The following is a 24,636-nucleotide window of genomic DNA, read 5'->3' as shown; positions in this document are numbered from 1 at the left end:
GTTCGGCTGTATCTAACTGCATCTGCGCGCCCTGTCCCGGCCCGTTTGCAACCTCAAATCATGATGCGCCGCATTATTGGAAGTTTCAAGGATTTTCAAAATTTTTCAGATTTCCGAAATTATTGTTGGCATGAGGGCGCACGATTGCTAGGCTTTGCGGTGCGACACCCCTCGGCGAAGACAAAAAACGCGCCCGGTGGGGTCTATTCGTGCAACGGGAGGAGAAACATGAAACTCATTCGCATGGCGGCCGTGGCCGCCAGTACCTTGGCGCTGTTCGCGGGTGCTGCATCGGCCGATACGACCAAGCTGCGCATCCAGACCCACTATGCGCCGGAAACGGTGTCGGGCAAACTGGCGGCCCGCTATGTCGAAGACATCCAGGCCATGTCCAACGGTGAGATCGAAGTCGAGATGTTCTACTCGTCTTCGGTGGTGAAATCGGTCGAGACATTCGACGCGGCAGCCACCGGCATTCTCGACTGCGACATGACCGGCGGCGGTTATCAGACTGGCAAGAACTCGGCCTTCCAGTTCGTCGGCGACATCATGGGCGGCTATTCGACCCCCTATCAGCAGCTCAGCTGGCTGTATTTCGGCGGCGGTCTCGAAGCAGCGGCACCGCTCTACAACAAGTACGGAATGGAGCTGATCGGCTGGTGGGTTTACGGACAGGAGAGCTTTGCCTCGTCGAAACCCATCACCAAAGTCGACGACTTCAAGGACTGGAAATTCCGCTCGCCCCCGGGCATGGAGACCAAGATCTTCGAGAAACTGGGCGCCAAGCCGATCGTGATGGACTTTACCGAGATCTTCACCGCGCTTGAGACCGGGATCATCGATGGCGCCGATGCGTCGGGCCTGGCCAACAACGTCGGTCTTGGTCTTTACGACATCGTGAAATACGCCAACTTCCCGGGCTTCCACTCGATGCCGTCCGACCATCTGGCCTGCAACAAGACAGTGTTCGACGCTATGCCCGCGCATCACCAGAAGATCATGAAGGTCGCGATGGAGGCCCTGGCGCTGCGCACCGCGCTGACCTTTGAAAAGGCCAACGCCGAAGCGGCCGCGAAACTGCGCGCCGATGGCGTGACGCTGAGCGAATGGGCACCGGACGAGCTGCAAAAGTTCCGCAACGCGGCACAGGCCACCTGGCCGGAATTCGCCGACACGCCGGAAGCCAAGGCACTGGTAGACAGCCACCTTGCCTATCTGACCCAATTGGGTCTGGTGCAGCAATAACGCTTGCGGGCGGGGTCTTTTGACCCCGCCCCTGCCCGCCGCGTACCGGGTCCCGCCGGTCATCCCAGAAAATCTCAATCGCGGAGGTTCGGATGCAGCAACGATCCGGCAGTCTCGTGGAATGGCTGGTACCCTTGGCGTTCATCGTCTGCGCGGGCTGGCTGGCCTGGCATCTGCCCGCCTTCATTCTGGACTTCCTGCCACCGCAGGATCCATCGCAGTTCGACAAGCTGAGCGCCCTTTTCAAACGCAACGATGTCACGCCCGACATGCCCGGCCTGTTCGGCGGGTTCGCCGACATTTTCGACTGGCTGGCTCTGCTATTGCTGCCGGTGACCCTTGTCGCTGGCGTTCTCACCGTGCGTCGCGCGCCGATGGAGTTCGAGGCCTGGGGCCCGCTCGACCGGCTGTCGGTCTTTGTTGGCCGCGTCACCATGATGCTGATCGTGGTGCTCTGCTGCGTCATGCTTTACGAGGTCTTCGTTCGCTACGTGCTGAACGCGGCCACCCTCTGGGCCAATGAGCTGTCGCTCTGGCTTGCGGGATTCGTGTTTCTTTGCGCCGGTCTCTATGCGATGCAGCAGCGAAGCCATATCCGCATTTTCCTGCTGTACGATATGTTGCCCCGATCCCTGCAACGGGTCTGTGACACGATATCGACCGTGCTGATCGTGACCTTTGCCTTTTTCCTTGTCTACGGGGGATATGGCGAGGCGCTGGACAAGCTCTATCGGTGGGAGACCTTCGGCACAGCGTTCGATCCGCCGATACCCGCCACGATCAAGCCGATGGTGCTGGTCGTTGTCGTCCTCGTCGCGGTGCAGGCCATCATCAACCTCGTCAGCGACTGGAATGCCGAAGCGGTCATTCACACTGCCGCCGACGATATCGACGCCGAAGAGCTTGAGGCCCTGAAACGCCAGGTGGGGAACAACTGATGGATATCGGAACCATTTCACTGGTCCTCATGATGGGCCTGATCGTACTGCTTGCCATCGGCATGCCGCTTGGCATGGCCTCGGCCATCCTTGCGGTGCTGGTACTGGTGATGAAGTTCGAGCCAGAGCTTCTCTGGGCACCCTGGACCTTTGGCGACGGCATTCTCACTGGCCGCCCCGGCTCTGGTCCACTCAATATTCTGGCCCAGAAAATATACGGGCTGTTAACGGATTACGTGCTCATATCCATCCCGCTCTTCATCTTCATGGCGGCACTGCTGGAACGGTCGGGCATCGCCAAATCGATGTATGACAGCCTGAACGTCTGGCTGAACCGCACCCGCGGCGGCATCGCCATCGTCACCTCGATCATGGCGGTGATCATGGCCGCGATGTCCGGTATCATCGGCGGTGAGGTGGTGCTGTTGGGCCTGATCGCGCTGCCGCAGATGCTGCGGCTCGGCTATAACCAAAACCTTGCCATCGGCACGATCTGCGCCTCGGGTTCGCTGGGCACCATGATCCCGCCCTCGATCGTGCTGATCATCTACGGGCTGATCACCGAAACCTCGATCAAGGCGCTGTTCACTGCGGCCTTTATCCCCGGTTTCATGCTGGCCTCGCTCATCATCCTCTACATCATCATCCGCACTCAACTGAACCCCGACCATGCGCCCCTGCCCGACCCCGTCCCGGGCGAACCGCAGGGACTGGAGAAATCCATGCTGTTCGGCGCGTTCCTGTCGGTACTGATAGCGGGCTTTTCGACCGCATTGTTCCTGCGGGCACTGTTCTTTGAACTCTCCGGCCAGAACGCCGTCCAGACGGGCGATCCGATCACCTATGGCACCGCCGACTACCTGCCCTGGTTCGGCGGTACCGCTGTGCTGATGCTGGTGCTGATCTTTCTCGTCTTCGGTCGCGCCCGCACCGCGACCGGCTGGGCGATGGGCAAGGGCCTGGTACCCCCCATCGTGGTGATCGGCGTGGTGCTCGGCTCGATCTATGGCGGCATTACCGGCATCACCGAGGCTGCCGGTATGGGCGCGCTGGCGGTACTGGTGCTGGCGATCTTCCGGGGAGAAGCCTCGTTCGACCTGGTCTGGGAAAGCCTGATGCGCACGTTGAAATCGACGGGCACCATCATCTGGGTCACCATTGGGGCGGCGGCATTGGCTGGCGCTTACACCATCGCCGGCGGCCCCCGCTTTGTGGCCGACATGATCGTGGGCTCCGAGATGCCCAGCATGCTGATTCTGCTGGTCATGATGCTGATCCTGCTCTTCATGGGCGCGTTCATGGACTGGGTCGGCATCGTGCTGTTGATCATCCCGGTGTTCCTCCCCATCGTTCAGCGTCTGCCGGTCGAGGATATCGGCCTGATCGGCGAACTCAATCCGCGCAACGTGTCGATCTGGTTCGGAGTGTTGTTCTGTATGAACATGCAGGTCAGTTTCCTTTCTCCACCCTTTGGCCCGGCCGCCTTCTACCTGAAATCGGTGGCACCACCGCATATTTCGCTGACCGACATCTTCAAAGGGTTCCTTCCCTTCATCGGCATCCAGATCCTGGCGCTGAGTGTGCTGCTCATCTGGCCACCGATCATCGAGCTTCTGCTCTAGAGGAGTCGCGGGATGTTGAGCGCTGCTGAAATCGCCGATTTCCGCCGCAACGGATTTCTGATCGTGGAAAATGTTCTGGGACCAGATGTGCTGGACCCGGTGCGCGCCGAGTATCAGGCGATCATGGACAGGCTTCTGCAGGACTGGAACCTGTCGCAGCGGTTCGGTGAACTGGACTTTGCCGAGCAGATCAAAGCCACCTATGCGCTGGGGCTCGACTGGTTCCAGCCGATGGACATCTCCTTGCCCGGCGACCGGATCCGCACAGATACGCCCATGCATTTCGGCCCGGCGGTGTTCGACATGGTCACCGCGCCGCGCCTGCTGGACCTGGTCGAGGCGCTGATCGGGGCCGAGATCACCTCCTGCCCGATCCAGCACGTGCGCATCAAGCCGCCCGCCCGCGACCTGGCCCGCGACGAATTGCGCGCCCATGTGGGCGGCACGGACTGGCACCAGGACCGCGCCGTGGCCCACGCCGAGGCGGACCAGACCGACATGGTCACGATCTGGATCGCGGTCACGGATGCGACGCCCGAAAACGGCTGTCTTCAGGTGCTGCCGCGCGCCGCCGACCGGATGCTCACCCATTGCCCGATGCGCCAAACAGCCATCGCTCCCGGCCTGATCGACCCCGAACAGGCCCTGCCCGTGCCGGTTTCGGCAGGGGGCGTCATTGTGCTCGATCCGTTGATCCCGCATGCCTCGCTGCCCAATCTTACCGACGGCATTCGCTGGAGCTTTGACCTGCGTTACTCGCGCAGCGGCCAGCCGACCGGGCGCAGCCATTTCCCCGCGTTTGTTGCCCGCAGCTGTACAGCGCCAGATACCCAACTGCGCGATTGGCGGCGCTGGCGGCAGATGTGGGTGGAGGCCCGCGCGCGGCTGGCCACCGAACCACATATCCAAATCCACCGCTGGCAGGGCGACAGCCCGCTCTGCGCCTGAAAGAGCAGTTCCAAATGAAGCCCTATGTCCGCCTTGATCCCTCTGACACGGTCGTTACCGCCACCCGCCCGCTGGAGGCCGATACCCAGATCGAAGGGATCACTGTTCTCACGCAGATCCCTACGGGCCACAAGGTCGCCATGCGCCCGATGCCGAAGGGCGCCGAGGTGCGCAAATACGCCCAGCTGATCGGCTATGCCGCCACCGACATCGCGCCGGGCGATCATGTGCACACCCACAATGTCGAGTTCCGCAACACGGATGTGGCCTATGAATACGGCACCGATCTGCGTCCGGTCGCGCCGGCAGCCACCCCGGACACGTTCATGGGGTACCGGCGCGAAAACGGAACGGTCGGCACCCGCAACTATATCGCCGTGGTGACCTCGGTGAACTGCTCGGCCACCGCCGCCCGGCGCATCGCCGACGCCTTCGGGCCCGAGGAACTGGCCGCCTATCCCAATGTCGATGGTGTCGTGGCCTTCGTCCACGGCACCGGCTGCGGCATGGCGGGCTCGGGCGACGGGTTCGAGGCCCTGCAAAGGGTGATGTGGGGCTATGCCCGCCACCCCAACCACGCGGGCGTGCTGATGGTGGGTCTTGGCTGTGAGATGAACCAGATCGACTGGCTGCTCGAGGCATATGGCCTGAAGCAGGGACCGCTTTTCCAAACCATGAACATCCAGAACGTGGCCGGGTTGCGCCGTACCATCGAAACCGGCATCGCGAAGGTGCGCGCCATGCTGCCCATCGCCAATATGGCCCTACGCACCCCCTGCCCCGCGTCCGAACTGAAGGTTGCGCTGCAATGCGGCGGCTCGGACGCCTGGTCGGGCATCACCGCCAACCCGGCGCTGGGCTATGCCTGCGACCTGCTGGTGGCACAGGGCGGCACCGGGGTGCTGGCGGAAACGCCCGAGATCTATGGTGCGGAACATCTGCTGACGCGGCGTGCCGCCGACCGTACGACGGGAGAGAAACTGGTGGGCCTGATCCGCTGGTGGGAGGATTACACCGCCCGAAATCGCGGCTCGATGGACAACAATCCCAGCCCCGGCAACAAGAAGGGCGGGCTGACCACGATCCTGGAAAAATCGCTGGGGGCGGCCGCCAAGGGCGGCACCACACCGCTGAACGGTGTCTACAAGTATGCCGAGCCCGTTACCGCGCGTGGCTTCACCTTTATGGATAGCCCCGGCTACGACCCGGCCAGCGTCACCGGCCAGATCGCGGGCGGCTGCAACCTTGTCTGTTTCACCACCGGGCGCGGCTCGGCCTTTGGCTCGAAACCCGCACCCACCATCAAGGTTGCCACCAACAGCACGCTCTACGAACGAATGCCCGAGGATATGGACGTCGACACTGGCCTGATCCTGTCGGGCGCGGCCACGGTCGAAAGCAAGGGGCGCGAGATCTACGAGATGTTTCTGCGCGTGGCCTCGGGCGAGATGTCCAAGTCAGAGGCGCAGGGTCTGGGCGACTACGAATTCGTCCCCTGGCAAATCGGAGCGGTGATGTGACCCGTCTACTTATCGCAGGCACCGGTCTGATCGGCCACCGGCACATGGCCCATATCGAGGCCCATCCGGACCTGACCCTGGCCGGGATCATCGACCCCGACCCGGCCCGCCGCGCCCATGACACCGCGCCGGGCTGGGCGGATATCGACGCAGTCGATGCCAAGGCCGACGGGCTTGTCATCGCCACACCGACCGAGACCCATGCGCCGCTGGCCATCGCCGCTATGCGCCGGGGCTGGGACGTGCTGGTCGAGAAGCCGTTGGCCGAGACCCGCGAAGCCGCGCAATCCATCATCGACACCGCGCGCAACACGGGTCGCAAGGTACTGGTGGGTCATCACCGCCGCCATCACCCGCGCGTGGAAAAGCTGAAAGAGGTGATCGCCAGCGGCCAACTTGGACAGCCTGTGGGGGCTTCGCTCATGTGGTACATGCGCAAGCCCGACGATTACTTCGACATTGGCTGGCGCGCGGGGATGAACGGTGCCCCCGTCAAGCAGAACCTGATCCACGATGTCGATACGCTGTGCTGGCTTTTCGGCCCGGTGGCCGAGGTCGTGGGCCTTGGCGGCAACCCCGTCCGGGGTGCTGCGCGCACCGAACACGGCGGTGCGGTTTTGCGTTTCGCCTCGGGTGTGATCGTCACCATCGCTTTTGCGGACACCACGCCGACGCCATGGGGGTTCGAGGCCGGAACCGGCGAAAGCCCCGCCATTCCGCATAGCGCGCAAGACAGCCTGCGCATCGCCTGCACGGCGGGCGCGATCGAGTTCCCATCGCTCACCGCCTGGACCGGCGCGCAAAGCTGGCATGACAAACCGGAACCCCAAGTGCTTGACGTCGCCGAAGGCGTGCCGCTGATCCGGCAACTGGAACATTTTGCTGAGGTGATCGCAGACCGCGCCGAACCCCGGGTCAGTGCCGAGGACGGGTTGCGCGCGCTTGACGTCACCCTCCGGATCGAGGATGCCACCCTGCCCGCCGGGGTCCGACAATGACCGCCCTGCGCTGCGGCCTGATCGGGGCGGGTCTGTCCCGCTCGCGGTTTGGTGCGGCGCTGGCCCTGCTGGGGCAGGAAAATGGTCTGACAGTCGATTACACCCTGATCGACACCGAGGGTTTGCCGGATTTCGACCTGCCCGCAACCCTTGCCCGCTGCCGCGACACCGGTTGGACCGGGGTTTCTGTCACCCATCCGTACAAGACCGACGCCGCCCGCTGGGCGGGCGCGGCGATGTTGCCCGATGTGGCGCATCTGGGAGCCTGCAACCTCCTGACCTTTGGCCCGACCCTGTCCGGCCACAACACCGATTTCACCGGCTTCCTGGGCGCCTGGCGCAACACCTTCGGCACCCGCCGCCCAGGCCGTGTCGCCATGGCAGGCGCGGGTGGCGTTGCCGGAGCGCTTGGCGGTGCGCTGATCGCACTGGGGGCCGAGGACGTGGCGCTTTGGGACCCAATACCGGGCCGCGCCTCGACGCTGGCCGACCTACTTGGCTCCCCGGCCCGCGCAGTCGCCATGGATGCGGCACAGCAAGCCTCACGCGCAGCACACGGATTGGTCAACGCCACGGCGCTCGGAATGGGGACCGACACGCGCAGCGCCTTTTCGCCGGACTGGACCGACAAGCAGGAATGGGCCTTTGACGCGGTTTACACACCCGCTGAAACCCCGTTTTTGCAAAACGCTGCAACTTCCGGCCTCATCTGCCTGACAGGCTTCGACCTTTTCCGCTTCATGGCTATCGGCAGTTTCGCCGCGCTGTCAGGCCATGCCGCCGACCCCGCGCTGGCCGCATTGCTGGATCCGCTCCGACCCAAGGAGATCGCCTGATGCCCGAAGTCCTGTCGCCTGCACAGATCGCCCACTATCGCGACACCGGCTATATCGTGTTGGAAAACCAGGTGCCGCCGCCGGTCATGGCCGCGATCCGCGCCGAGATTGCCCGGTTCACGGACGAGGCGCGCGGGATGACATCCTCGAACGACCGGCTTGATCTGGAGGACAGCCACCGCCCCGACGCTCCGCGCCTGCGCCGCATCAAGCTGCCCCACAAAATCAGCCCGGTGATGCGAGACCTGCTCTATTCCGATACGATTCTTGCCCCTGTGCGCGACCTGATTGGATCCGACCTGCGCCTGCATACCACCAAGCTCAATATGAAGTCGGCAGGTTTTGGCGCGGCGGTCGAATGGCATCAGGACTGGGCCTTTTACCCTCATACCAATGACGATGTGCTGGCCGTGGGTGTTCTGATCGACGACATGGCTGCGGACAACGGCCCGCTCATGGTCTTTCCCGGCAGCCACCAAGGCCCGATCCACGACCATCATGCGGGTGGCCACTTTGTCGGCGCGATGGACCTTGCAGCCTGCGGTCTCGACGCGCGTGACGCGGTGACACTGACGGGACCGGCGGGTTCGATCTCCATCCACCACGCACGGGCAGTGCATGGCTCCGCGCTCAACCGTTCGACCCGGGACCGGCGCATGCTGTTCTACGAAATCATGGCCGCCGACGCCTTTCCTGTTATGGGGTCAATGACCCGTTTCGACAGTCTCGATGACTACAACAGCCGGATGCTGTGCGGTCGGCCCACGATCACGCCAAGACTGGCACCTGTGCCGGTCCGAATTCCGCTGCCACCCCCGCCAGTGGCGGGCAGCATCTACGAGATACAGGCCGGGCTGACCGCCCGCGCCTTTGACAGGATAACGGAGGGATAAGATGGCAAAACCGACAATCGGATTCATCGGGCTGGGGCTGATGGGGCGTGCCATGGTGGCACGGCTTCAGGACTGCGGCTATGCCGTCTCAGTGCTTGGCAACCGCGACCGCAGCGGTATCGAAGAGGCCACCGCGCGCGGTGCGGTCGAAGCCGCCTCTCCCGCCCAACTGGCCCGCGCAAGCGATATCGTGATGCTCTGCATGGGCACATCCCAGCAGGTCGAAGCGCGGATGCAAGGGACCGATGGCGTCATCGCGGGATTGAGACCCGGCACGGTGGTGATCGACTTCGGAACCTCCCTGCCCGGCTCCACCCGGATGCTGGGTGAACAGGTCGCCGCCGATGGCTGTACGTTGCTCGACGCACCGCTGGGCCGCACCCCCAGCCACGGGCGCGAGGGTAAGCTCAACATCATGGGCGCGGGCGACAGGGCCGCCTTTGACAAGGTCCGCCCGGTGCTGGACGACCTGGGCGAAAATGTCTTCCACCTCGGGCCGCTCGGCACCGGCCATACGATCAAGCTGATCAACAACTTCTTCGCCATGACCACCGCCAACGCGATGAGCGAGGCCTTTGCCATGGCCGACAAGGCGGAGGTACCCCGGCAGGCGCTTTATGACGTGATGAGTGCGGGCCCCCTGCATTCGGGGATGATGGATTTCGTCAAGGCCTATGCCATCGACGGCGACGCGCAGAAACTGGCCTTTTCCATCCGCAATGCATCAAAGGACGTCGGCTATTACGCGCAAATGGCGCAGGACATGAACGCCGAGAGCCTGATGTCGGCCTGCGCCCGCCGCGCACTGGCCGAGGCGATCGACGAAGGACGCGGCGACGATCTGGTCCCGCAGATGGTCGAGTTCTACGCCGCCCGGTTCGGCGGCTAGATCATGGAAGCACTGGCAGGACGGCAGGACCGCGCGGGGCTGGGCATGGTGATGATGCTGGCGGCTTGGTTCATGTTCGCCTGCACAGACAGTTCGGTCAAATGGCTGGTCCTGGGCGGGCTGGGCGCGTTCCAGCTGGCCTTTGCCCGCTACGGTGTGGCGCTGATCCTGTCGGTCATCTCGATGCGCCACCGGGCATTTCGCGGCACCCGGCTGACCCCGCGCCAGATCCGTCTCCTGCTGTTGCGTGCGGTTCTTCTTGTTACGTCGACGATCAGCAACTTCGTTGCACTGCGCTACCTGTCCCTGACCATGACCGCCGCCATAATGTTTTCGTCCCCGATCATCGTATCTGCGCTTGCAGTGCCACTCTTGGGCGAGAAGATCGGGCCATGGCGCTGGTTCGCCATCGGTCTGGGCTTTGTCGGCGTGCTGTGCGTGGTGCGCCCGTTCGGAGCCGGGTTTCACTGGGCCTCGGCGCTGATTGTCTATAACGCCACCGCCTTGGCGCTGTTTTCCATCATCACTCGCAAACTTTCGGGCGAGGTGGCGACCCAGGTCATGCAGATCTGGGCCGGTGCGATGGGGACACTGGTGCTGCTTCCCCTGGCGATCTGGTCCTGGCAGCCGATCTCGGGTGCGCTCACCTGGGCGCTCTATCTGGCCATTGGCGCCTTCGCCTGGACCGGACACGAGATTTTTGCCCGTGCCCACCGCTATGCCGACGTGAGTCTCTTGATGCCGTTTTCCTACAGTTACCTCGTCTACATGGCAGGCGCGGGCTGGTTGCTATTCGGCGCCCTGCCCGATGGGATGACTCTGGTGGGCGCTGGCATTATCGTGGTGTCGGGGCTGATCATCTGGTGGCGAGAGAACCGACCGGGAGGCGCGACATGACATCCGTTCTGTGTATTGGCGAGGCGATGGTCGAGATCTCGCTGTCGCCCGACCGGCCAGATACAGCCGGTCTGGGATTTGCCGGTGACACGCTGAACACCGCAATCTACCTCAAGCGCACCGCACCCGCCCTTAACGTGGCCTATTGCACCAAGCTGGGGCGCGACGTGCTGTCGGAACGGATGATCGCGATGATGCGCGCCGAAGGGCTAGATACCACCCTGATCCGGCGCAGCGATACACGCGTGCCGGGCCTTTATGCCATCAGCACCGACGAAAAGGGCGAGCGCAGCTTCACCTATTGGCGCGACAATTCGGCTGCGCGGCGGCTGATGGAGCCCCCGGGGCTGGAGGAAAGCGATCTTTCCGGGTTCGATCTGGTTTACTTGTCGGCGATTTCACTGGCCATTCTGCCTCCGGCGGGGCGAGCGCGCTTGATGGGTTGGCTCAGGCATTACCGCGATGCAGGCGGCCGCGTCGCCTTTGACAGCAACTATCGCCCTGCCCTTTGGTCAGACCAGGGCACCGCCCAGGAAACCGTGACCGACGCCTGGCGACTTGCCGATATCGGCCTGCCGAGCCTCGACGACGAGATGGCGCTGTTTGCCGATCCTGACGAGGCGGCAGTGCTTGCGCGCCTGCGCGCATACGGACTTGGCGAGGGCGTCCTAAAGCGCGGCGCCCGCGGCCCCCTGCCGCTGAACGGCGCACCGCCGCTTGCGGTCGATCCCGCGACAGACGTCGTCGACAGCACGGCCGCAGGTGACAGTTTCAACGCAGGCTATCTGGCCGCCCGGCTGGACGGGCGCGATCAGGACACCGCGATGCGCGCGGGGCATGGGCTGGCGCTCCGGGTGATCGGCCACCGGGGCGCCATATTGCCACGAGAAGACGTATGACCGGCAAACCGTTGAATGCGGTTCTGATAGGTCTGGGAATGGTCGCGGACCTGCACGCCGATGCCGTTGCCGCCACCGGCGGGGACGTCCGCCTTGCCGCTGTCTACTCTCGCAATTCCGAGCGGGCATGCGCCTTTGCCGGTCGCCATGGCGGGCCACGGGTCTTGGACTCGTTAGACGATATCGCCGCCGACCCGACCCTCGACTTTGCTATCCTCGCCACGCCGCCGGATGCCCGCGCACCCTATATCTCAATGCTTGCGCGCCACGGTCTGCCGGTCCTGACCGAGAAACCGCTGGCCCGCACGCTGGAGGAGGCCCGCGCGTTGGTGGAAACCTGCGAGGTGGCGAACCTGCCCCTGGGTGTGCTGCTGCAACACCGGATGCGCCCTGCGTCGCTGGTGCTGCAAACCCGTCTCGCACAGGGTGATCTGGGCGAGATCGCTACTGTCGAACTGCGCGTGCCATGGTGGCGTGACCAGAGCTATTATGATGCGCCTGGGCGCGGCAGCTATGCCCGCGACGGTGGCGGTGTGTTGATCACGCAAGCGATCCACAGTCTGGATCTGATGGTGCAATTCTGCGGCCAGGTGGCGGATGTACAAGCCATTACGGCCACCTCGCCCCTGCATCAAATGGAAGCCGAGGATTTTGCCGCCGCCGCCTTGCGCTTCCGCTCGGGCGCGGTGGGCTCGGTCATGGCCTCGGTCACACACTATCCCGGCGGCGCTGAGGAGATCATCCTGAACGGTACGGCTGGGTCGGCGCGTCTGGCTGCGAGCCGACTGATCATACACCGGCACGGGCACCCGCCGGAAGAGATCGGCACGTTATCGGCCACCGGCGGCGGCGCCGATCCGATGGCCTTCTCACACGACTGGCACCGCGCGGTGATCGCCGATTTCGCAGACGCCCTGCGCAATCGCAGGCAACCCGCGATCACTGCGCGCTCGGCCCTGCCGGTTCAGGCGCTGATCGCGGCAATCGAACGCTCGGCCAGAACCGGGCAACGGCAGGAGGTGGCCGATGGCTGAACCGATCCGGATGGGCGTCGTGGGCATCGACCACCGTCATATCTATACGATGACCGAACACATGCAGGCGGCGGGTTGCGTGCTGTCGGGTTGGCAGACCGACGGCACGCCGAACACTCTGGATGGGTTTGTGGCGCGTTTTCCCGACGCGCCGCGGCGGGACCGGGCCGAAGATCTGATCGACGACCCCGAAATCGACTTGATCCTGACCGCCGCCGTTCCATCTGATCGCGCGGGCTTTTCCATTCAGGCGATGCGGGCGGGCAAGGATGTGCTCAGTGACAAACCCGGCGCATTGCATGCGCTCGACGTGGCCGAACTGCGCCGGACGGTTGACGAGAGCGGGCGCATCTGGGCAGTGGATTTCTCGGAACGGTTCGAAGTGCCCGCGATGACCCGCGCGCTGGAGTTGATCGCACAGGGTGCGATTGGTGAGGTGATCGGTACCGTTGGCCTAGGCCCGCATCGCCTGAACGCCGCCACCCGGCCAGACTGGTTCTGGGACCGTGACCGCAACGGCGGCATTCTGGCCGACATCGGCTCACACCAGATCGAGCAGTTTCTGGCCCTGACTGGACAGGAGACAGCAGAGGTGGTCATGGCCCATGCCGCCTGTTTTCGCGAACCGGGCTTTCAGGACTTTGGCGAAATCGTCCTCCAGGCCGGGCGCGCACGCGGCTATATCCGGGTCGACTGGTACACGCCCGACGCGCTGCCCAATTGGGGTGACGGGCGGCTTTTTGTGACCGGAACCACAGGCACGATCGAGTTGCGCAAGTATGTCGATCCGGGTGGCACCTCGGGGACCGACCACCTGATCCTTGTTAACGGCGAGGTCTGCGAGAAGCAGCAGGCGTCCGACGCCGGGCTGCCTTTCTTCACCGCACTCGCGCATGACATCCGTCACCGGACGGAAACCGCCATGCCACAGGAACGCGTGTTTACCGTCTGCGATCTAGCCATTCAGGCACAGGGGATGGCTGAATGCTGATCTTCGCCGCCGCCGTCTTTTTCCTGATCATCACACCTGGACCCGGCGTGCTCTCTACCGCCGGTGTCGGTTCGGCCTTCGGCGCGCGGCCCGGCACGCGCTATGTGCTGGGTCTTTTCATCGGCACCAACATGGTGGCGCTGGCGGTGGTCTCGGGCCTCGCCGCCGTCCTGCTGGCCGATCCACGCATCCGCACCCTGCTGTTCGTGGCCTCGACTGCATATCTTTTGTACCTCGCGCTGCGGATCGCCACAGCGGGAAGCCGGATTGCATTTATCGAGGCCGCCCGCCCGCCCGGCATTCTGGACGGGATCGCGCTGCAAATGATCAACCCCAAGGCCTATGCCGTGAACACAACGCTGTTTTCCGGCTTTGCCTTCGGCGGAGGCAGTTTATTGGCGGAAACCCTGCTCAAGTTCCTGATCGTCAACGCGATCTGGATTCCCATCCACTTCCTGTGGCTCTGGCTGGGCATCACCTTGCGCCGACTCGACCTCGGCCATCGCGCCCACCGGGCCATCAACATCGGAATGAGCGTTTCGATGTTGATCGTTGTGGCGCTGGCACTCGCCTATCAATTCACCGGGATACGGCCATGAAGATCACCGCAATCACCACCCACCTGCTCGACCACAAGCTGGACCAGCGTTTCGAAAGCGCCTCGTCGGGTTTCGACCGGCGCTCCCATCTGCTGGTCGAGGTGTCCACCGACGCCGGGCTGACCGGCTGGGGCGAATGCCTTGGCCCTGCCCGGCTGAACGCCGCCGTAGTGCAGGGCATGACCCCGCTGCTGATCGGGCAAAACCCGCTGGAGACCGAGAAACGTTGGATCGAGGTCTATCACGCCTTCCGCGATCAGGGGCAGCGCGGTCTGACGATCACTGCGCTGTCGGGCATCGACATTGCGCTGTGGGATATCAGGGGCAAGGCCTGGAACGCGCCTGTCTCGACCCTGTTGGGCGGGCGGTTCCGCGAACAGGTGACCGCCTATGCGACCGGTGGGTTCCGCAAACCTGGCCGCGACCGTGTAGCGGATATCGCCGCCGAGGTTGCGGGCTACAAGGCAGAAGGGTTCAAAGCCGCAAAGATCAAGATTGGTTTCGACGTGGACGAGGATCTCGAGGTTATTGCCGCCTGCCGGGACGCCATAGGCCCCGAGATGCGCCTGATGATCGACGCCAACCACGGCTATGACATGATCGAGGCGATCCGGCTGGGCCGTCTGGCCGAACCCTATGACATCGACTGGTTCGAAGAACCCGTCCTGCCCGAACAACTCGACGCCTATGCCGATGTCCGCAACGGCCAGCCGATCCCGGTCGCGGGGGGCGAGACATGGCATGGGCGATGGGGCATGAAGGATCCCGTCGAACGCCGCTGCGTCGACATCCTGCAACCCGACATCTGCGGCACTGGCGGATTTACCGAAGGCCGCCGTATCGCCGACATGTGCACACTGCACGGGATACGCCTGGTACCACATGTCTGGGGTACCGGAGTTCAACTGGCAGCCTCGCTGCACTATATCTCCGCCTTGCCGCCGAACCCGCCCCGACCTGAACCGTTTTTCCCTATGCTCGAATTCGACCGGACCGAGATGCCGTTCCGTCAGGCGGTCCTGACCCGGCCTCTGGAGGCTGTGGAGGGCATCCTAACCGTGCCGGACGGCCCCGGGCTGGGCATCGAGATAGACCGCGATAGCCTCGCGGCCTATCGCGGATGACATCTGGTCCCCTGAACTCGAAACTCACATCACTGAAGCTGAAAACCGACACCCGGTTGCTGGCGCAATACGAGCGGCTCAACGATATGAACTTCGGATACGGCCAACCAGAGCAACGTAGCTTACCGCGCCGGCGCGAAATTGACAGTCTTGGACACGCAAGACGCCAAAACCTCTCCCCACAGCGCGGTACAGGTCATTGGAACACGCCGTCGCGCTCGCCTGTCCTCATATCCGCTTGGCCACCTCTTCCAGCATCACTTCGGTCGCACCGCCGCCGATGGATTGAACGCGCGCATCGCGCGCCATCCGCTCAATGGTGCTTTCGCGCATGTAACCCATACCGCCGTGGAACTGGACGCAGTCGTACATCACCTCGTTTACCAGCTCTCCACACAGCGCCTTGAGCATCGAGACCTCCCGCACCACGTCCTCGCCCGCCGCGTCGCGGGCGGCGGTGGCATAGACGAACTGGCGCGCGGCGGCGACCCGTGCCGACAGCATCGCCAGCCGCTGCCGGATCGCCTGTTTCGACCAGAGCGGTTCGCCGAATGCCTGCCGCGTCTTGACATAGTCGAGCGTCAGATCCAGCGCCGCCTGCGCCTCGCCCATCGCCATTGCCCCCAGCACGATCCGCTCGTTCTGGAAATTTTTCATGATCGAATAGAACCCGCGCCCCTCTTCGCCCAGAACATTGGCGGCGGGCACCCGGCACTCGGCAAACGACAACTCGGCCGTGTCGGAAGACCGCCAGCCGTGCTTGTCCAGCGCCCGCGACACGGCAAAGCCCGGCGTGCCCTTCTCAACCAGAAAGATGGTCACCGACTGGCTGGCCGGTCCGCCGGAGTCTGTCTTGGCCGCCACACAGTAGAGGTCCGCGTGCACCCCGTTGGTAATGAACATCTTGGACCCGTTGAGGACATAGGAGTCCCCCTCCCGCCGCGCGCTGGTGCGGATGCCTTTCACGTCCGACCCGGCGTCGGGCTCGGTCACGGCGACGGCGACGATCTTGCGCCCGGCAATGATGTCCGGCATCCACACAGCCCGCTGCTCCGCCGAGCCCGCGTTGAACAGATGGACCGAGGCCATATCGGTATGCACCAGCACCGTGATGGCAAAACCCGAATAGGTCGACCGCCCCAGTTCCTCGGCCAGAACAGCCGTGGCGCGGGTATCCATGGCGCTGCCGCCATATTCCTCGGGATAGCGGATACCGAGAAACCCCAGGTCGCCCATGTCGTGCAATATCTCGCGGGGAACGGCACCTTCGTCCTCCCACCGGTCGGCCTCGGGATGCACCCGCTCGGCGACAAATCGGCGGACCTGGTCGCGCAGCAACTCATGCTCGGGTTCCAGAAACAGGTGTCGGGTCATGGGTTCTCCTCCTCCGGGGTCATGGCGGCCAATAGCGCGTGTTTCTCAACCGTCTCGCCGGGGATGCAGGACAGGCTGTCCAGCACCCCGTCACATGGCGCGTTCAGGGTCTGCATCAGTTTCATCGCCTCCAGCACCACGACCGGTTCTCCCCGCTTCAGGCGGGAGCCTTCGGGGTGCAACACCTCGACAACAAGGCCTGGCATAGGCGCGCGGATCTCGGTGCCGGTTTCATCCCCCGGTGCCAGGCGGTCGAGCAATGCGCCTTCGCCCGGCAGGACAGCCACCGAGAACCGACCGACGGGTGTCATCATCGTCACGCCAGCCTCGTCGACCAAGACGCCGATATTGTGCCGCATGCCATCCGCCTCGAAAATCAGCCGGCCGCTGTCGAGGGCGACGTGATCGAAGCCAAATGTCTCGCCCTCCGGCAAAGTGACAGCCCACCGGGAACCGGATTGCTTCACCTCAACCGCCGATCGCTCGATGTAACAGACCGCCCCACCCCCGGGCAGCAGCCGCCATGCGCCAAGCGTCTCGAACGGAGTAGACCGAGCAGGATGGTCGGACAGGATCCGCGCCATGGCCGCTACCGCCTTGTGCCACGGGCCAGCCTCGGGTGCGGACCAGCCTTCGGGGAAGAGTTCGGCGATGGTTCCGGTATGATGATCAGACCGGGCAAAAGCTTCGGCGCGGCAAAGGTCTGACAGAAAGCCGATATTGGTGACCACACCGCCCACCTGCATACCCGCAAGGCCGTGTTCCAACCGCGCCAGCGCAGTGCCTCGGTCCGGTCCCTGCGCGATGACTTTTGCCAGCATCGAATCGTAGTGGTGCGACACGATGCTCCCCTCCTCGATACCGGTATCGGTACGGCAGCCCGGGGCTGGATCGAACCGGGCGATCCGCCCCGTCTCGGGGCGATATCCCGCGGCCGGATCTTCGGCGGCGATGCGCGCCTCAACAGCCGCGCCGGCACAGACAATGTCACTCTGCGAGAACGGCAGCGCCTCGCCCCCGGCGATACGCAACTGCCATTCCACCAGGTCAAGCCCGGTTACCATCTCGGTTACCGGATGTTCGACCTGAAGCCGGGTGTTCATCTCAAGGAAATGAAACGAGTCCTTGGCCGGGTCCACCAGAAACTCGACCGTGCCCGCGTTTACATAACCGATAGAGCGTGCCAGTTTCACCGCTGCCTCATGCATCGACCGGCGCAGCGCGTCGGACAACCCTGGCGCCGGAGCTTCCTCGATCACCTTCTGATGGTTGCGCTGCAATGAACAATCGCGGTCGAAGAGATGCAGCACTGTGCCCTGAGTATCGGCCAGTACCTGCACCTCGACATGGCGCGCTTGCGTCAAGAAACGCTCCAGGAACAACGTCGCATCGCCAAACCCCGCTTGCGCCTCGGCCCGTGCAGCCGCCAGCGCCGCTGGCAGTTGCGCGCGCTCGCGGACAATGCGCATGCCGCGTCCGCCGCCCCCGGCGCTGGCCTTGACCAGCAGCGGGAAGCCGATCCGGTCGGCCGCAACACCAAGTTCGGCATCCGATGGATCCGCTGCATCGTGCCCTGCAACCACGGGTACCCCGGACACCGCCGCCAGGCGCCGCGCCTCGATCTTCGATCCCATGGCGCGGATCACCTCTGCCGGCGGTCCCACGAACGCCAACCCGGCTTCGGCGCAGGTGGCGGCAAAATTGGCGTTCTCGGACAGGAACCCGTATCCCGGATGCACCGCATCGGCCCCTGCACGCCGTGCCGCCGCGATAAGCCGCGCCGCGTCCAGATAGCTTTGCGCCGCCTCGGGTGGGCCGATGTGATATGCCGCATCTGCCGCCCGCACATGGGGCGTGTCGCGGTCGGCATCGGAATAGACCGCCACGGTCCCGATCCCCATCCGTCGGGCGGTGCGGATGATCCGGCAGGCGATCTCGCCCCGGTTGGCGATCAGAAGACGGCGGATGGTCATGTGTCCGACCTCCACGGCGGCAGCCGCTTGTCGAGAAAGGCGGCAATCCCCGCCCGCCCATCCGGCGTCTCCCAGGCGTCGGCCAGGGCTTCGGCGGTATAGGTCTTGGCGGCCTCGATGTCGTGGCTCTCTACAAAGGCGATCAGCCGCTTTGTGGCGGCCACCGCGCTGGCCGAAGCTTGCAGATGTTCGGCCACCACCGCCTCTACGGCCGCCTCCAGCCCTGCTTCAGGCGCGATCTGGTCGACCAATCCGATGTCGTGCGCACGCTCAGCCCCAAAGAGCGCACCCGACAGCATCACCGACCGCGCCCGGGCCGCCCCGATGCGCGCCACCACATAGGGCGAGATATTGGCCGGGATCAGCCCCAGCCGGACCTCTGTCAGGCCAAACCGCGCCGTAGGGTCGCAAACCGCCAGATCGCAGACCGCGATCATCCCTGTCCCGCCGCCGTAGGCCGCGCCGTTGATGCGGCCGATCAGCGGCTTGGGCAGTTGGTCGAGCGCGTGCAGCATTTCGGCCAGCGCCCTGCTTTCGGCAACGCGCCCCTGCCGGTCCAGCGCCAGCGTGTCACGGAACCAGCCGATATCGCCGCCGGCGCAGAAACTGCGCCCCGCGCCGGTCAGCACCACGACCCGCACCGTAGCATCCGCGCCCAGCGTCAGTGCGGCATGATGCAACTCGTCGATCATGGCACGGTTCAGCGCGTTGTGCCGCTCGGGCCGGTTCAGGGTGAGGGTCGCAACGCCGCGCGCATTGACCGACAGGGTCAGGGTGTCATAGCTCACGAAGCCACCTCACATACGGAAAACAGGGGTATGACCACGCGGGCCGGGTCGGCCCAGAACCAGCCAGAGGCACATTGCCAGCACCGCACGGGTCTGGCCGGGCGTGATGATCCCATCGTCCCACAGGCGCGAGGTCGCGTAATAAGGATCGCTCTGCTCGGCATATTGGGCCCTCGTGCGCGTTTCGATCTCGCTCAGTTCCGCCTCAGTCGGCGGGTCCTGCCGAAGGTTGCCGCGACGCAGTTCCAGCAATACATTGGTCGCGATGTCCGCCGACATGGTGGCGATCCGCGCCGTTGGCCAGGAGAACAGGAAATCGGGCCGGAACCCGCGCCCGCACATGCCGTAGTTTCCCGCCCCATAGGATCCGCCGACGATCACGGTCAGGCGCGGCACCCGCGCGGTCGCCATCGCATAGACCATTTTGGCGCTATCCTTGGCGATGCCGCCGCGCTCGGCCTCGGTTCCCACCATGAAGCCGGTGATGTTCTGGAGAAACAGCAAGGGAATGCCGCGCTGGTCGCACAGTGTGATGAAATGCGCGGCTTTGCGCGAACTGTCCGATTGCAACGCGCCGTTGTTACCCAGGATACCCACCGTCATTCCGTGAATGCGCGCGGTTGCACAGACGAGCGTATCGCCCCAATCCGGCTTGAACTCCTGAAACGCGCTGTCATCGACCAGCCGCAGCAGCAGCTCGCGCACATCATAGGGCCGCTTGGGATCTGCGCTGATCACCCCCGCGATCTCTTCGGCGGGGTGGCGCGGTGGCAGCACCGCGGCCGTAGCTACGGGACACCGGCCGGTATCCACGTCGCGCAACAACCGCCTTGCCAGCGCCAGCGCCTCGTCTTCGGTCTCGGCCAGGTGATCGGACACGCCCGAGACCCGCGTGTGCATCTCGGCCCCGCCCAGCGTCTCGCCATCTACCTCTTCGTTGATCGCCACCTTGACGATGGAGGGGCCGCCCAGATGGATGCGCGCATTGCCGCGCACCATAATCACCTGGTCGGACAGCGCCGGGATGTACGCACCCCCTGCCGTGCAGCCGCCAAACACGACCGAGATCTGCGGCAGTCCCTGCGCCGACATCCGGCATTGCCGGTAAAAGGCATTGCCGAAATGGTCCCGATCCGGGAACACCCGGTCCTGCTCGGGCAGATAGGCGCCGCCGCAATCGACAAGATAGAGGCATGGCAGGCCATTCGCCTCGGCGATCTCCTGTGCGCGCAGATGTTTGCGGATCGTCTCGTGAAAGAAGCTGCCCCCTTTGACGGTTGCATCATTGGCGATGATCGCGACAGGGCGGCCATGCACCATGCCGATGCCGGTAACGATCCCGGCGGCATTGACCTCGCCGCCGTATTGCCCCCAGGCGGCCAGAGGCGACAGTTCCAGAAATGCCGTTCCGGGGTCCAGCACCCGGTCGATCCGGTCGCGGACCAAAAGCTTGCCACGCGCCTTGTGCCGCTGGCGCAATCGCTCGGCCCCGCCCGCCATCGCGTCTTGCAATCGTTTGCCCAACATTGCGTCCAGCGCGTCGTTCACCGCGCTGTTGGCGGCGAATTCCGGGCTCTTCGCTTCGACCGAAGATTTGAACACGCTCATTCACCTTCTCTCCGGAAAACCCCATGCGACAAGACATCCGCATAGCGCGCCGCCAGCCCATCGACATCGCCGCGCGCGGGATCGAACCATTCCAGTGTCGCGTTCAATGCCCCGATCACCATCAGGCGTAAGCTGCGCGGATCAACATCGGCCCGTAGCGCTCCCCCCGCGTGAAAGCCTGCCAGCAACTCGTCCCACAGGGTTTCATAGGCGCGTCGCGCGTCAAGATTTGCCTGCCGTACCACTTCGGGAACCTGACCAAAGATGCGCACGTTGGCAGAGGTGAAGACACTGTATTCCAGCAGAGCGCGCAAGTGCCCAGCCAGTGCCGCACGCAACTTCTCGGGCGCAGTCGCGGTATCGGGCAGTTCATCCAGCGCTTGCGAAACCGCCGCCATGACCTTGCTGATGCCCAGGTTCAGCACCTCGCTCAGGATCTCGTCCTTTGATCCGAAGTGATAGTAGAGACTGCCTGCCTTCATCTCACAGGCATCGGCGATGCGGCGCATCGAAACCCCCGAGTAGCCCTGCTGCCCGAAAAGCTCGGCTGCCGTATGCAGAATCCTGTCCCGCGTTTGTCTTGATGAGGTATCTTCCACAGTTTTATTCCACTGATCTCTAACAAACGTTAGGTTGATTCTCGATACCTGTCAATTTTCATCGCCTCCCGCCAGCCCAGCCGTGAAGGTACAGGAATTGTCCGGTCAGTCGGGTTGGCTGAACGGTTCGCAAAACGGTCAGTGTTGATGAAGTGGCCTATCTACCCTCGCCCGAACCTTTTGGCCCGGATTTAACGGCGCGATAGATGCGGCGCATCTGATCGCCTATGCCAATGCGAAACAGTAACCTGATCAACTGCCGCCGGACCCGCAGTTTCAGTATTCGAAACTTCAAGATCTTCTCGAAAGCATCTGTATTCCCAGAAGACTCCAGCAAAGGTTCGATCAGCGCAAGATCATCCACATCCCGTCCTGCGGCGCGATTGGACTTCAGCACATACACCTGCCTCAAGCTGATGAATTTCAAATCGAAGTAATAAAAATGCAGAGCCGGATCCTGTAATAGATCGCCGATGGAACAGTCGCGGTAACGCCCGGTATGCTGTTCGGCGATATCCGCCATGCCACCGGTCAGCGGTTTGTCTGCAATCACGTCAATGTCGCCGGGGGGGCGCAAGCCGTATGCGCCGATCACCAATCCGGTATCGCCGGCCAACACATCAGGCGGCATTCCTGCCCGTGCCATGGCATCGACCAGCGCCCCTGCCATCTTGCGGGTCGCCGCGAACGCCATCGGATGGGCGTTGTTCAGAAAATGCACCGAATTGCGATTGAGAAGAAGACGGCTTGCTTCGATCGCTTCTGCATGCGTGTCGGTGATATGCACCGAGTCCTTTCCGATGCCAAAGATAGCCCTGATCCTTTCTTTCAGCGCAACGCGATCGACGCTTGGCGGAGCATCGAAAATCATCATCCGCACCGGACCGGGATTGGAAAAGCACTTCACCAACTTGCGTTCGATGCCCGGATAGTTGTCGTCGGGATCGCCAAGCCACGGCTCACCTCGATAGATCCTTGCCAGCAGATTGTGAGCCCCGTTTGCGCCCAAGGTGACCTCATGTTTGAACACAAGCGGGCCGACAAGCCGCTCCACCTCGGCGTCTTTTCCCTTTGCGGCGGGCCAGATCAGCGCAACCGCCGCATCGGGCATTGCGGCGACCATCCGTGTCGCGGCGGCACAGAGATCGGCCTGCGGCATACCACGTGTCCGAAAATACACGTGATCGAAAACCATCGGATCAAGCCCGGTTTCCACCCCGACAACCGGTTTGCCCAGCGCCATTGCGCTGGCCAAACGATGGCCTCCGTTCAGGGGACTACCGTCCCTTGCAAGCGGGATCAGGCTCTGGTCTGGATCGAACCCGTCGGCGGCAAAGCTGCGATAGATCGTCTGAAAATCGCCGATGAACCGTTGCGCCCCGCTTTTGTCGAGACTTCCAGGTTCCTTCATGTCTCCTAAAGAAAACGCCGAGATGTGAGACAGGTAAATCCGCTCGGAAAACTCCGAAGGCAAACCCGCAAGAGAATCGAGATACAGAAGCTTGAACCCCAGATCGAAACGGTTCCAGGTCGGGACGGGAACGAATTGGCAAAGCTTGAAACGGTCGGCACCGGGATCCAGGCGGTTCAGCAAGAAGCCGTCGATCCGCCCATCAAGCTCGGACCGATCCACATCTGTTAAGGCTGCATCCAGTTCCGTCACCGCATCACGCCCCGATTCCGTACCACCTCGACCAGGATGTCGATCATTCGATCAAAGTTCACCTGGCTATCGAAAGTTCTTCGGGCCAAGGCGCGGGCTTCCAAGGCCATTTTCTGCCGCAGTGCAGGGTCCGCGATCAATTGTTTTAGCGCAAGAACAAAGCCCTCGTCGTCGTCGGGGTCCAACAACACCCCCGTTTCTTTGTCTCTTACAAGATCAAGTGTACCGCAGATCCGGGAAGCCACAGCAGGAAGCCCGGCCGCAGCCGCCTCGACCAACACATGCGGAGACATGTCGAGCCGCGTTGGCAGGCAGAATATGTCCATCTGCGGAAAGATGTCCGACATCAACCGGTCATGCGGTACACGCCCATGATAGGTGACAGCCGGACCCGCAAGGCCCGGATCAGGCGCCTTGCTGACAATGTGCAGATGACAAAGACCCTTCAGCGGCCCATTGACCCAACCGGCCAACCTATGGGCACCCTTGCGGGAGAGATCGTTGCCGACAAACAGGATCTGAGGCAGCCGATCGGTTGCCGGAACCTGTTTCGGCCAGTGGTCCGGGCTCAGTGAAGGCACCTGAACAGTCACGCGTTCGGCCGCCACTCCATAATCCCGGACAACCGATTGGGCGGCCCAACCGCTCATGCAAAACACATGATCTGCCCGCGCAAGCAAGGCCGCTTCGGTCCTGCACTCCTTGGTGCTCCACCCCGGCAAAGGCAGATCCCGGCCGATTGCCGCCCGTGTACAATCCAGTGCAACGCTCATGGCCGGGGCATCCGCCCCAATCGGAAGTGCCCCTGCCGGCCAGTGAGCCGCGACGTGAACCAGATCCGGCTTGTGTTTTTGAATTGCGATTCGAATGTCCTGTCCGAGAAAACCGGCGTGCGCCGAGATGGGATCAAGCGGTCGCAATTTACGAGCCAACTCTCCATCGGCGTGCCGGCGCATCAGCATTGTCTTGTACCGCGGCAGTTTACGCCGCAAGACCGTAGCCCGGATATCATCCCGCGCCATCAAGGCACTTGAGCATTGCTCTGCGTAGCTGGACCAGCCCAGAACTTCGTTGGCAATGAATAAAATATGCGGGGCCAATACACGGCTTCCTTCATGTACTTGGAGCGTTGCAACCATGCCCGAAGTACCGCAGGCTTAGCGCGGACGATCATACTTGTTGGAAAAAATATCGTTGA

General features: G+C 63.3%; 22 protein-coding genes. 15 read left to right on the top strand and 7 right to left on the bottom strand.

The window, feature by feature from the left end:
• Window positions 1–228: 228 nt before the first annotated feature.
• From G0P99_RS01190 to G0P99_RS01120, 15 genes are all read left to right on the top strand, one after another.
• Complete coding sequence (locus G0P99_RS01190; RefSeq protein ID WP_164126947.1) at window positions 229–1,245, top strand: TRAP transporter substrate-binding protein; 1,017 nt, start codon at window positions 229–231, stop codon at window positions 1,243–1,245.
• Between the two features lie 92 nt (window positions 1,246–1,337).
• Complete coding sequence (locus G0P99_RS01185; protein WP_164126945.1) at window positions 1,338–2,183, top strand: TRAP transporter small permease subunit; 846 nt, start codon at window positions 1,338–1,340, stop codon at window positions 2,181–2,183.
• Window positions 2,183–3,805, top strand: a complete 1,623-nt coding sequence (locus G0P99_RS01180; protein ID WP_164126943.1) for a TRAP transporter large permease subunit — start codon at window positions 2,183–2,185, stop codon at window positions 3,803–3,805. Before G0P99_RS01185 ends, G0P99_RS01180 begins: the two co-directional genes overlap by 1 nt.
• A gap of 12 nt (window positions 3,806–3,817) precedes the next feature.
• Window positions 3,818–4,753, top strand: a complete 936-nt coding sequence (locus G0P99_RS01175; protein WP_164126941.1) for a phytanoyl-CoA dioxygenase family protein — start codon at window positions 3,818–3,820, stop codon at window positions 4,751–4,753.
• 14 nt (window positions 4,754–4,767) lie between these two features.
• A complete protein-coding gene (locus G0P99_RS01170; protein ID WP_164126939.1) occupies window positions 4,768–6,273 on the top strand; it encodes a UxaA family hydrolase in 1,506 nt (501 codons plus the stop codon).
• Window positions 6,270–7,271, top strand: coding sequence for a Gfo/Idh/MocA family protein (locus G0P99_RS01165; protein WP_164126937.1), 1,002 nt, complete (start codon window positions 6,270–6,272; stop codon window positions 7,269–7,271). The genes G0P99_RS01170 and G0P99_RS01165 overlap by 4 nt, the downstream gene beginning before the upstream one ends.
• The gene (locus G0P99_RS01160) at window positions 7,268–8,107 is read left to right on the top strand and encodes a shikimate dehydrogenase (RefSeq protein ID WP_164126935.1); all 840 of its coding nucleotides are present in this window, start codon (window positions 7,268–7,270) and stop codon (window positions 8,105–8,107) included. Before G0P99_RS01165 ends, G0P99_RS01160 begins: the two co-directional genes overlap by 4 nt.
• A complete protein-coding gene (locus G0P99_RS01155; protein WP_164126933.1) occupies window positions 8,107–9,000 on the top strand; it encodes a phytanoyl-CoA dioxygenase family protein in 894 nt (297 codons plus the stop codon). Before G0P99_RS01160 ends, G0P99_RS01155 begins: the two co-directional genes overlap by 1 nt.
• A gap of 1 nt (window position 9,001) precedes the next feature.
• Window positions 9,002–9,889, top strand: a complete 888-nt coding sequence (locus tag G0P99_RS01150; RefSeq protein WP_164126931.1) for an NAD(P)-dependent oxidoreductase — start codon at window positions 9,002–9,004, stop codon at window positions 9,887–9,889.
• 3 nt (window positions 9,890–9,892) lie between these two features.
• Complete coding sequence (locus G0P99_RS01145; RefSeq protein ID WP_164126929.1) at window positions 9,893–10,786, top strand: DMT family transporter; 894 nt, start codon at window positions 9,893–9,895, stop codon at window positions 10,784–10,786.
• Complete coding sequence (locus G0P99_RS01140; protein WP_164126927.1) at window positions 10,783–11,685, top strand: sugar kinase; 903 nt, start codon at window positions 10,783–10,785, stop codon at window positions 11,683–11,685. The genes G0P99_RS01145 and G0P99_RS01140 overlap by 4 nt, the downstream gene beginning before the upstream one ends.
• The gene (locus tag G0P99_RS01135; protein WP_239059630.1) at window positions 11,682–12,719 is read left to right on the top strand and encodes a Gfo/Idh/MocA family protein; all 1,038 of its coding nucleotides are present in this window, start codon (window positions 11,682–11,684) and stop codon (window positions 12,717–12,719) included. The genes G0P99_RS01140 and G0P99_RS01135 overlap by 4 nt, the downstream gene beginning before the upstream one ends.
• Window positions 12,712–13,710 (top strand): Gfo/Idh/MocA family protein, encoded by a 999-nt coding sequence (locus tag G0P99_RS01130; RefSeq protein WP_164126926.1) that lies wholly within the window; start codon window positions 12,712–12,714, stop codon window positions 13,708–13,710. The genes G0P99_RS01135 and G0P99_RS01130 overlap by 8 nt, the downstream gene beginning before the upstream one ends.
• Window positions 13,704–14,309 (top strand): LysE family translocator, encoded by a 606-nt coding sequence (locus tag G0P99_RS01125; protein WP_164126923.1) that lies wholly within the window; start codon window positions 13,704–13,706, stop codon window positions 14,307–14,309. Before G0P99_RS01130 ends, G0P99_RS01125 begins: the two co-directional genes overlap by 7 nt.
• Window positions 14,306–15,433, top strand: coding sequence for a mandelate racemase/muconate lactonizing enzyme family protein (locus G0P99_RS01120; RefSeq protein WP_164126921.1), 1,128 nt, complete (start codon window positions 14,306–14,308; stop codon window positions 15,431–15,433). Before G0P99_RS01125 ends, G0P99_RS01120 begins: the two co-directional genes overlap by 4 nt.
• Before the next feature lie 228 nt (window positions 15,434–15,661).
• On the opposite strand, the gene G0P99_RS01115 is transcribed toward G0P99_RS01120, so the two are convergent.
• The 7 genes from G0P99_RS01115 to G0P99_RS01085 all read right to left on the bottom strand — a co-directional run bounded on the left by G0P99_RS01115 (window position 15,662) and on the right by G0P99_RS01085 (window position 24,538).
• A complete protein-coding gene (locus G0P99_RS01115; RefSeq protein WP_164126919.1) occupies window positions 15,662–16,807 on the bottom strand; it encodes an acyl-CoA dehydrogenase family protein in 1,146 nt (381 codons plus the stop codon).
• Window positions 16,804–18,780 (bottom strand): biotin carboxylase N-terminal domain-containing protein, encoded by a 1,977-nt coding sequence (locus G0P99_RS01110; RefSeq protein WP_164126917.1) that lies wholly within the window; start codon window positions 18,778–18,780, stop codon window positions 16,804–16,806. The genes G0P99_RS01115 and G0P99_RS01110 overlap by 4 nt, the downstream gene beginning before the upstream one ends.
• Window positions 18,777–19,568, bottom strand: a complete 792-nt coding sequence (locus G0P99_RS01105) for a crotonase/enoyl-CoA hydratase family protein (RefSeq protein WP_164126916.1) — start codon at window positions 19,566–19,568, stop codon at window positions 18,777–18,779. The genes G0P99_RS01110 and G0P99_RS01105 overlap by 4 nt, the downstream gene beginning before the upstream one ends.
• Window positions 19,569–19,577: 9 nt before the next feature.
• Complete coding sequence (locus tag G0P99_RS01100) at window positions 19,578–21,176, bottom strand: acyl-CoA carboxylase subunit beta (protein ID WP_164126914.1); 1,599 nt, start codon at window positions 21,174–21,176, stop codon at window positions 19,578–19,580.
• Window positions 21,173–21,775 (bottom strand): TetR/AcrR family transcriptional regulator, encoded by a 603-nt coding sequence (locus tag G0P99_RS01095; protein ID WP_370462669.1) that lies wholly within the window; start codon window positions 21,773–21,775, stop codon window positions 21,173–21,175. Before G0P99_RS01095 ends, G0P99_RS01100 begins: the two co-directional genes overlap by 4 nt.
• A gap of 157 nt (window positions 21,776–21,932) precedes the next feature.
• Window positions 21,933–23,438 carry a hypothetical protein gene (locus tag G0P99_RS01090; protein WP_164126912.1) on the bottom strand — a complete coding sequence of 502 codons (1,506 nt, stop codon included), beginning with the start codon at window positions 23,436–23,438 and terminating at the stop codon, window positions 21,933–21,935.
• Window positions 23,435–24,538: a glycosyltransferase family 4 protein gene (locus tag G0P99_RS01085; protein WP_164126910.1), complete on the bottom strand. Its 1,104-nt coding sequence runs from the start codon at window positions 24,536–24,538 to the stop codon at window positions 23,435–23,437. The genes G0P99_RS01090 and G0P99_RS01085 overlap by 4 nt, the downstream gene beginning before the upstream one ends.
• Window positions 24,539–24,636 lie beyond the last annotated feature (98 nt).

The organism is Ruegeria sp. PrR005, assembly GCF_010500245.1.
GTDB classification, from domain to species: Bacteria; Pseudomonadota; Alphaproteobacteria; order Rhodobacterales; family Rhodobacteraceae; genus Ruegeria_B; species Ruegeria_B marisflavi.
This window is presented reverse-complemented; position numbering and strand designations above follow the sequence as displayed.